Source organism: Streptomyces sp. AV19 (assembly GCF_015999245.1).
In the GTDB taxonomy this organism is placed as follows: Bacteria; Actinomycetota; Actinomycetes; order Streptomycetales; family Streptomycetaceae; genus Streptomyces.
On the sequence record NZ_JAEAMR010000061.1, the window covers coordinates 1 to 1,651 of the forward strand.

General features: G+C 70.1%; 2 protein-coding genes and 1 pseudogene. All 3 read right to left on the bottom strand.

The features are described from left to right. A partial coding sequence (locus I5Q34_RS33150) for a phage portal protein (RefSeq protein WP_199896211.1) occupies window positions 1-970 on the bottom strand: 970 nt, incomplete at its 3' end. Further along, complete coding sequence (locus I5Q34_RS33155) at window positions 967-1,137, bottom strand: hypothetical protein (RefSeq protein ID WP_199896212.1); 171 nt, start codon at window positions 1,135-1,137, stop codon at window positions 967-969. The genes I5Q34_RS33150 and I5Q34_RS33155, both read right to left, overlap by 4 nt. Beyond that, window positions 1,137-1,651, bottom strand: a pseudogene (locus I5Q34_RS33160) (terminase); the annotation flags it as partial. The pseudogene I5Q34_RS33160 and the gene I5Q34_RS33155, both read right to left, overlap by 1 nt.

Below are 1,651 nucleotides of genomic sequence, written 5' to 3' on the forward strand. Positions count from 1 at the left end.
TCAGGGCGCCCTTGATGCGCTCCAGGCGCGGGACGGTCAGGTACTCGGCGAACCATGCCTTCGACGCCTCGGCCGTGGCCCGGTTGACGTCGTCGACGTCGCCGAGGGCGAACTTCGGGATCCCGAACGCTTCCCGGATCACGTCCCGGCTGACGCTGCGCAGCTCGGCGAACTGCATGTCCCGCTGGCTGAGTTTGCGGTCGACCCACTGCCCTTGCTCGATCACGGCGACCCGATGGGCGTTGGCGATGCCCTTGTGCTGCTCGTTCCACCGGGCGGTGAGCTCGTCGAACTCGTCGTCCGACAGCCGCTTGTCGACCTGGATAATCCCGCCCGGCTCCGCGCCGTTGAGGAAGAAGTTGCGGTTCCATTCGGCGCTGTACCGGGCGGAGTCGAGGTCGCTGAGGATCGCCTGCACCGGCCCCATGCCGCGGTAGGGGTCGAGGGGGTTGGGCATGCGGAGCTGGATGACGTCCTCGGTGCGCAGCGCGATCTGTTCGCCGCCGGGGCCGGTGTACATGTAGCCGGAGAGGAAGTCGATCGGGTGCGGCACCGGCTGCATCCGATCCGGGCGTACGGGCCACAGCTCCAGCGGCAGCGGGGAGCGCGGGTTCCGCGCGATGACCCACCAGCCTTCGCCGGTCAGGTCGACGTGCTGCTGGATGATCTCGACGTTCTCTTGCCGGGTATAGAAGCCGTTCGGCTTGTTCCACAGGTCGAGGGCGGCGTGCCGGGTGACCTCGACGCGGTCCTCCGGCAGCCCAGACGCCGCCTTCCGCCACAGCTTCCACTCCACCTGAGCTGTCGCGTTCGAGGTGCGGTTGACGATGGCGAAGAGCGTCCCGACGCTGCCCATGGCGCGCATCTGCGCCTCGGCGCCGGTGGGTTGGCGCCAGGGCAACGCCAGGTTCCGCGCGGCCACGTACGGCACGGGGGCCTTGTTGAAGAGGGTGCGCAGCGGTGACTTCATCGCGTCTCCCCGGTCAGGTACTCCAGGATCAGCAGGGCCACCCCGGAGGCGGCGAGGCCGGCCGGTGTGCCGAAGGCGGTCCAGGCTGAGGCCGTGAGGGAGCCGAAGCCGGAGAGGGTGAGCACCCCGGTCCGGGCCGCTTTGAGCTTGCCGACGAGTCCTGTCATCAGAGCCTCCGAATGCGTGGGCGGGCGGACAGATCGCGCTCGGCCACGAGGTACCGCATGGCGTCCGTGCCGTGATCGTTTTCCTTCAAGGGCTCTTCCTTCAGCCCGCCGGCCGATCCTGGCTTGACCGCCCACACGTAGCCGACGATCTCCTCCTCGGTGCACGTCGGCCGCTTCGCGTCGTCCAGCTCCGTGTCGCGCTCGACGACGGCGCCGCGCATGACGAACAGCCGCGGCTTCCCGTCACCGGCCTTGCGGAGGCGGCCTTGTACGGCCTGGATGCCGTCGGTGACGCTCTTGCGGGCGGGGATGGTGCCGATGCCCAGCTCGCGTTCCAGGACGGCCCGTCCTTCGGCGTCGTGGTCGCAGATGATGCCGCGCGGCCGCGGCTCGGTCCACCGGCGGCCGTGGTGCGCGAACCGCTCGGCGGTGGCCGGGTGCTCGTAGCCGGGGATGGGCTCGGTGCAGGTGGCCAGGACGTCGCGGGCGTGCTGGTCGACGGTGCGGCGGGTGC